6 protein-coding genes are annotated in these 6,478 nt (G+C 71.1%); all 6 read left to right on the top strand.

What is annotated here, in order from left to right; genetic code table 11:
- Window positions 1–4: 4 nt before the first annotated feature.
- The 6 genes from pyrE to kynU all read left to right on the top strand — a co-directional run bounded on the left by pyrE (window position 5) and on the right by kynU (window position 6,391).
- Window positions 5–553, top strand: coding sequence for an orotate phosphoribosyltransferase (gene pyrE / locus AB0D27_RS38440; RefSeq protein ID WP_362518291.1), 549 nt, complete (start codon window positions 5–7; stop codon window positions 551–553).
- A gap of 183 nt (window positions 554–736) precedes the next feature.
- A complete protein-coding gene (gene fbaA / locus AB0D27_RS38445) occupies window positions 737–1,759 on the top strand; it encodes a class II fructose-bisphosphate aldolase (protein WP_362518293.1) in 1,023 nt (340 codons plus the stop codon).
- A 63-nt stretch (window positions 1,760–1,822) separates the two neighbouring features.
- Complete coding sequence (locus tag AB0D27_RS38450; protein WP_362518296.1) at window positions 1,823–3,310, top strand: MFS transporter; 1,488 nt, start codon at window positions 1,823–1,825, stop codon at window positions 3,308–3,310.
- A 439-nt stretch (window positions 3,311–3,749) separates the two neighbouring features.
- Window positions 3,750–4,163 carry a DUF3151 domain-containing protein gene (locus AB0D27_RS38455; protein WP_362518298.1) on the top strand — a complete coding sequence of 138 codons (414 nt, stop codon included), beginning with the start codon at window positions 3,750–3,752 and terminating at the stop codon, window positions 4,161–4,163.
- Window positions 4,164–4,317: 154 nt separating this feature from the next.
- Entirely contained in the window at window positions 4,318–5,166 is an 849-nt protein-coding gene (locus tag AB0D27_RS38460; RefSeq protein ID WP_362518301.1) for a tryptophan 2,3-dioxygenase family protein, read from the top strand.
- Window positions 5,159–6,391 carry a kynureninase gene (kynU, locus tag AB0D27_RS38465; protein ID WP_362518303.1) on the top strand — a complete coding sequence of 411 codons (1,233 nt, stop codon included), beginning with the start codon at window positions 5,159–5,161 and terminating at the stop codon, window positions 6,389–6,391. The genes AB0D27_RS38460 and kynU overlap by 8 nt, the downstream gene beginning before the upstream one ends.
- The last annotated feature ends 87 nt before the right edge of the window (window positions 6,392–6,478 follow it).

Genomic DNA, 6,478 nt, shown 5'->3' on the forward strand with positions numbered 1-6,478 from the left:
GGACATGAGTGACGTACGCGGCGCGCTGCTGCAGCAGATCAAGGACAAGGCCGTGGTGCACGGCAAGGTGACCCTCTCGTCGGGCAAGGAAGCCGACTACTACATCGACCTTCGCCGGATCACACTCGACGGTGTGGCCGCGCCGCTGGTCGGTCAGGTCATGCTCGATCTGACCTCCGACATCGACTACGAGGCTGTCGGAGGTCTGACGCTGGGCGCGGACCCGGTGGCCACGTCGATGCTGCACGCCTCCGCCGCGCGCGGGAAGACGCTCGACGCTTTTGTCGTGCGCAAGGCGGGCAAGGCCCACGGTCTGCAGCGCCGCATCGAGGGTGCCGAGGTCAAGGGCCGCCGCGTCCTGGCGGTCGAGGACACGTCGACCACCGGCGGCTCGGTGCTGACCGCGGTCGAGGCGCTGCGTGAGGCCGGTGCCGAGGTCGTCGCGGTGGCGACCATCGTGGACCGGGACACCGGTGCCGCCGAGGCGGTCGCCGAGCAGGCCGGAGTGCCGTACCTCTTCGCCTACTCGAAGGACGACCTGGGCCTCGGCTGACGGCGCCCCGGGACCCCGCGGTCCGCGGGGTCCCGTATCCCGGACACCGTGTCTGGAGCATCCGGCCAAGTCTGGAAAGATGGGGACGACGATGACGTCGCCCCCCTAGGTCAGGGCCGTAAGCACCAGTCCCGTCGTACCGCATCAGCAGTACGCAGACCCGCACATACAAGGAGCGGACAGATGCCCATCGCAACCCCCGAGGTCTACGCCGAGATGCTCGACCGGGCGAAGGCAGGCAAGTTCGCCTACCCGGCCATCAACGTGACCTCGTCACAGACCCTGCACGCTGCGCTGCGCGGCTTCGCGGAGGCCGAGAGCGACGGCATCATCCAGATCTCCACCGGTGGTGCGGAGTTCCTGGGCGGTCAGTACAAGAAGGACATGGTGACCGGCGCCGTCGCGCTCGCCGAGTTCGCGCACATCGTCGCCGCGAAGTACGACATCACGGTCGCCCTGCACACGGACCACTGCCCCAAGGACAAGCTGGACGGCTACGTACGTCCGCTGCTCGACATCTCCGCCGAGCGTGTCGCCAAGGGTGAGAACCCGCTGTTCCAGTCGCACATGTGGGACGGCTCCGCCGAGACCCTCGCCGACAACCTGGCCATCGCCCAGGAGCTGCTCGCGAAGGCCGCCGCCGCGAAGATCATCCTCGAGGTCGAGATCACCCCGACCGGCGGCGAGGAGGACGGCGTCAGCCACGAGATCAACGACGAGCTGTACACGACCGTCGACGACGCCCTGCGCACCGCCGAGGCCCTGGGCCTGGGCGAGAAGGGCCGCTACCTGCTCGCCGCGTCCTTCGGCAACGTGCACGGCGTCTACAAGCCGGGCAACGTCGTACTGCGCCCCGAGCTCCTCAAGGACCTCCAGGAGGGCGTCTCCGCCAAGTACGGCAAGGCGAACCCGTTCGACTTCGTCTTCCACGGCGGCTCCGGCTCCACGGCCGAGGAGATCGCCACCGCGCTGGAGAACGGCGTCGTGAAGATGAACCTCGACACCGACACGCAGTACGCCTTCACCCGCCCGGTCGCGGACCACATGTTCCGCAACTACGACGGCGTCCTGAAGGTCGACGGCGAGGTCGGCACGAAGTCGAAGTACGACCCGCGCACCTGGGGCAAGCTCGCCGAGGCCGGCATGGCCAAGCGCGTGACCGAGGCGTGTGCGGCGCTGCGTTCCGCGGGCACCAAGCTGAAGTAGCGAGCACATCCGGATGGGGCTCGGCACCCGCGGGGGGCCGGGCCCTTCCGTATGCTCCAAGGTATGGCTGCCCCTCCGCAGGAGAAACCGGCCGTACGGATCTCGACCCCCGCGGGCAAGTGGATCCTGCTGACCACCGTCCTCGGCTCCAGCATGGCCATGCTGGACTCGACGGTCGTCAATGTCGCGCTGCCGCGCATCGGCCGTGATCTGAACGCGAGCCTCGCGGCCCTCCAGTGGACCGTCAACGCGTACATGCTGACGCTGGCCGGGCTGATCCTGCTGGGCGGGTCGCTCGGCGATCACTTCGGGCGGCGCAAGGTCTTCGTCGTGGGTGTGGTGTGGTTCGCGTCCGCCTCCCTGCTGTGCGGGTTCGCGCCGAACGTGGGAGTGCTGGTCGCGGCCCGCGCCCTGCAGGGGATCGGCGGCGCCCTGCTCACCCCCGGCTCGCTGGCACTCATCCAGGCGTCCTTCCACCCGGACGACCGGGCCCGGGCCGTCGGCCTGTGGTCGGGTTTCGGGGGCATCGGCGCTGCCGTCGGGCCGTTCCTGGGCGGCTGGCTGGTGGACGGTCCCGGCTGGCGCTGGGTCTTCCTGCTGAACGTCCCGGTGGCGCTTGTGTGCGTCCCGGTCGCCCTGCGCCATGTCCCCGAGTCGGCCGACGGCCAGACGCATCGCGGCTTCGACGTGCTGGGTGCCGCGCTCGGCGCCCTGTCGCTCGCCCTGGTGACGTACGCCCTGATCGAGGCCCGCGGCGGCTCCCTGCTCGTCGCGGTGACGGCGGTCGCGGGCGTGGCGGCCGGGGTGGCCTTCGTGTACGTGGAGCGGCGGCGCCCCGATCCGATGATGCCGCTGGACATCTTCGCGTCGTGCCAGTTCACGGCCGTCAACCTGGTGACCTTGTGTGTGTACGCGGCCTTCAGCGGGTTCTTCTTCCTGACCGCGCTCCAGCTCCAGGTCGTGGCGGGCTACTCGGCGCTCGGCGCCGGTACGGCGCTGCTGCCGACGACGGTCCTGATGCTGCTGTTCTCCGCCCGCTCGGGCGAGCTGGCCCAGCGCATCGGTCCGCGTATCCCGCTCACCGTGGGCCCGCTGCTGTGCGCGGCGGCCATGCTGCTGATGCTGCGGGTGGGACCCGACGCGTCGTACGTGGCCGATGTCCTGCCCGCGCTGCTGGTGATGGGGCTCGGCATGGTGACGCTGGTCGCGCCGCTGACCTCCACCGTCCTCGCCTCCGTGGGCACCGGGCGGGCGGGTCTGGCCAGCGGGATCAACAACGCGGCGGCCCGCGCGGCCGGGCTCATCGCCGTGGCCGCGCTGCCACTGCTCGCCGGGATGGGGCCGGAGGCGTACCGCTCGGCGGACGCCTTCAACTCCGCGTTCCGGCGGGCGATGCCGCTGTGTGCGGGGATCCTGGTGGTGGGGGCGGTGCTGGCCTTCGCGACCGTACGCCGCCCGGCGCCGGACTGCCGGCGGCCCGAGTGCCGTACGCATGGCTGGGTGACGGCGCCGCCCCTGGAGCCGTCTCCCCGGCGTCGGACTTCCCTCTGACGCGTCGGCCTCGGGTGGGGTTCTGCACGCCTTGGGTGCCGTCGTGACGCCTTGGCTGCGGTCCTGCCCGCCTCGGGTGCCGTCGTGACGCGGCGGGTGCCGTCATGACGCCTTGGCTGCCGGTCGTGACGCCTCGGGTGCCGTCGTGACGCCTTGGCTGCCGTCCTGGCGCCTTGGCTGCCGTTGTGGGTCGGGGCCGTGCCGGTACATCCGCCCGTCGCCGCCGGATCAGACGTACGTCCCTGGGGAGCCGCTGCTCGATCCGAACGTAAGCGACGGGCATGTGATGTACCGGCACGGCCCCTTCCGCCGGTGGGCGGCTGCGGGGGTCTGGGGGCTGAGCTCGCAGGGACGATGGGGGGCCCGGCGGTACGGTCCCTTCCCGAAGCGCACCCCTGCCCGCGCAGCTCGCGGAGTGGGATGGCGCAGACTGGAACCCATGACGATTCACGAGAACCTCCTCGGGGGACCGCCCCCGACCCACCTGCCCGACGACCCGGAGCCGCGCGAGCTCCTCGCGAACGGCGCGGCGCCCGCCGATGTCGCCGCCAAGTACCCCACCTCCTCGCTCGCCTGGGCGCAGCTCGCCGACGACGCGTTCGAGCGGGGCGGCGTCGTCGAGTCGTACGCCTACGCGCGTACCGGTTACCACCGCGGCCTGGACGCCCTGCGCCGCAGCGGCTGGAAGGGCCACGGCCCGGTGCCCTGGGAGCACGAGCCGAACCGCGGCTTCCTGCGCGCCCTGCACGGCCTCGCCCGCGCCGCGCAGGCGATCGGCGAGCAGGAGGAGTACGAGCGCTGCACCCAGTTCCTGAAGGACTCCTCGCCGACGGCGGCGCAGACGCTGGGCTAGCCGGGCGGGTGTTTGTGCAGGTCCGCCTGGTGTGACCAGGCGGACCTTGCGGTCTCGGGGGACGATTGTGGAGGATGCGCGGTGGGGACCGGGGCCCCCGTGTCGATAACGGCAGGGGCGGACCGCTACCCGGAGTACGCATCAGGAGACAGCGATGTCGTCCCAGCAGGCTCAGCCCGCAGAGGCTCAGGAGCCCGAGACCCCGCATCTCGACTTCCAGGGCACCACGCCGTACGAGGACTACGTACAGGCGGATGTGCTCACCCACCTCCAGCACACCCTCTCCGACGACCCCGGAGAGATGGTCTTCCTGGTCACTACCCAGGTGATGGAGCTGTGGTTCACGGTCATCGTGCACGAGTGGGAGACCGCGGCGAAGGCGCTCCGCGAGGACCGGGTGCCGGTCGCGGTGGCCGCGCTGAAGCGGTCCGTACGAGAGCTGGAGGCGCTGAACGCGTCCTGGCGTCCCCTCTCGCAGCTCACGCCGGCCCAGTTCAACTCGTACCGCTCCGCCCTCGGCGAGGGCTCCGGCTTCCAGTCCGCGATGTACCGCCGTATGGAGTTCCTGCTCGGCGAGAAGTCCGCGTCCATGCTCGTCCCGCACCGCGGCGCGCCGCGTGTGCACGCCGAGCTGGAGAAGGCACTGCACGAACCGAGCCTGTACGACGAGGTGCTGGGGCTGCTGGCGCGGCGCGGGCAGGCCGTCCCGGACGCCGTGCTGTCGAGGGACGTATCGCAGCGCTACGAGCCCTCGGCGGACGTCGAGGCGGTCTGGACGTCCCTCTACGAAGGCCCCGAGGACGCTGAACTCGCCCGTCTCGGCGAGGCGTTGACCGACGTCGCCGAACTGGTGTGGCGCTGGCGCAACGACCATCTCGTCGCCACCCGCCGCGCAATGGGCGCGAAGACGGGCACGGGCGGCTCCGCCGGGGTGGCCTGGCTGGAGAAGCGCGCGCAGAAGAACGTGTTCCCCGAGCTGTGGACGGCGAGGTCTCATGTCTGAGCTTCGTGACAGGGCCGCGAAGCTGGACGCGGCCGACGAACTCGCCCCGCTGCGTGCGCAGTTCGTTCTGGACGAGGTCGTCTACCTGGACGGGAACTCGCTGGGCGCGCTGCCGGCAGGGGTGCCCGGGCGGGTCGACGACGTCGTGCGCCGCCAGTGGGGTGAGCTCCGCATCCGCTCCTGGGAGGAGAGTGGCTGGTGGACGGCGCCCGAGCGGATCGGTGACCGGATCGCGCCGCTCGTGGGGGCGGCCCCGGGGCAGATCGTCGTCGGTGACTCGACAAGTGTGAACGTCTTCAAGGCACTTGTGGGCGCGGTACGGCTGGCAGGGGGCGGCCGGGACGAGATCCTGGTCGACGCGACGACGTTCCCGACGGACGGGTACATCGCGGCGTCGGCGGCGCGCCTGACGGGCTGCGAGCTGCGCCCGCTGGACCCGGCGGAGGTGCCGGGTGCCGTGGGCCCTCGTACGGCGGCGGTGTTGTTGAACCACGTCGACTACCGCACGGGCCGCCTGCACGATCTCCCCGGCCTCACGTCCGCGATCCACGAGGCGGGCGCGCTCGCCGTCTGGGACCTCTGCCACAGCGCGGGCGCCCTGCCGGTCGGCCTGGACGAACACGGCGTCGACCTGGCGGTCGGCTGCACGTACAAGTACCTCAACGGCGGCCCGGGTTCACCGGCGTACCTGTACGTCCGCAGCGACCTGCAGCCACGTTTCGACTCTCCCCTCCCCGGCTGGAACTCCCACGCCGACCCCTTCGGCATGAGCCCGACGTACGCCCCCGCGCCGGGCGCGCTGCGCGGGCGGGTCGGCACGCCGGACATCCTGTCCATGCTCGCCCTGGAAGCGGCGCTCGAGGTGTGGGACGGCGTGTCGATCGACTCCGTCCGCACCAAGTCGCTCGCGCTGACGGACTTCTTCCTGGAATGCGTCGCGGCGTACGTCCCCGAGGGCCGGGTGGAGTCCCTGACCCCGTCCGCCCACGGGCAACGGGGCAGCCAGGTCGCCTTGCGCTGCGCCGACGCCGGCACCGTGATGAAGCACCTGATCGAACGAGGCGTAGTGGGCGACTTCCGCCACCCCGACATACTCCGCTTCGGCTTCACACCGCTGTATGTGGGGTTCGGCGATGTGCAGCGGGCGGCGGGTGTGTTGGCGGAGGTGCTGGGAGGCCTGGAGGGTGTGAGGAGTTCGGGGGGTTTCAGCCCGTCCGGCGCTTGAGATCTTTTAGCCCGTCCGGCGTTTGAGGACGAGCGCGAAGCGCGACGGGGTCTGGGGGCGGAGCCACCAAGGGGGAACGAGGGGGTC

It is taken from the genome of Streptomyces sp. NPDC048415 (assembly GCF_040651675.1).
Classification (GTDB): domain Bacteria; phylum Actinomycetota; class Actinomycetes; order Streptomycetales; family Streptomycetaceae; genus Streptomyces.

Coding starts and splice junctions, on each gene's coding strand:
- fbaA (WP_362518293.1), top strand. CDS start 737: ATGCCCATCGCAACCCCCGAGGTCTACGCCGAGATGCTCGACCGGGCG.
- pyrE (WP_362518291.1), top strand. CDS start 5: ATGAGTGACGTACGCGGCGCGCTGCTGCAGCAGATCAAGGACAAGGCC.
- kynU (WP_362518303.1), top strand. CDS start 5,159: ATGTCTGAGCTTCGTGACAGGGCCGCGAAGCTGGACGCGGCCGACGAA.
- AB0D27_RS38455 (WP_362518298.1), top strand. CDS start 3,750: ATGACGATTCACGAGAACCTCCTCGGGGGACCGCCCCCGACCCACCTG.
- AB0D27_RS38460 (WP_362518301.1), top strand. CDS start 4,318: ATGTCGTCCCAGCAGGCTCAGCCCGCAGAGGCTCAGGAGCCCGAGACC.
- AB0D27_RS38450 (WP_362518296.1), top strand. CDS start 1,823: ATGGCTGCCCCTCCGCAGGAGAAACCGGCCGTACGGATCTCGACCCCC.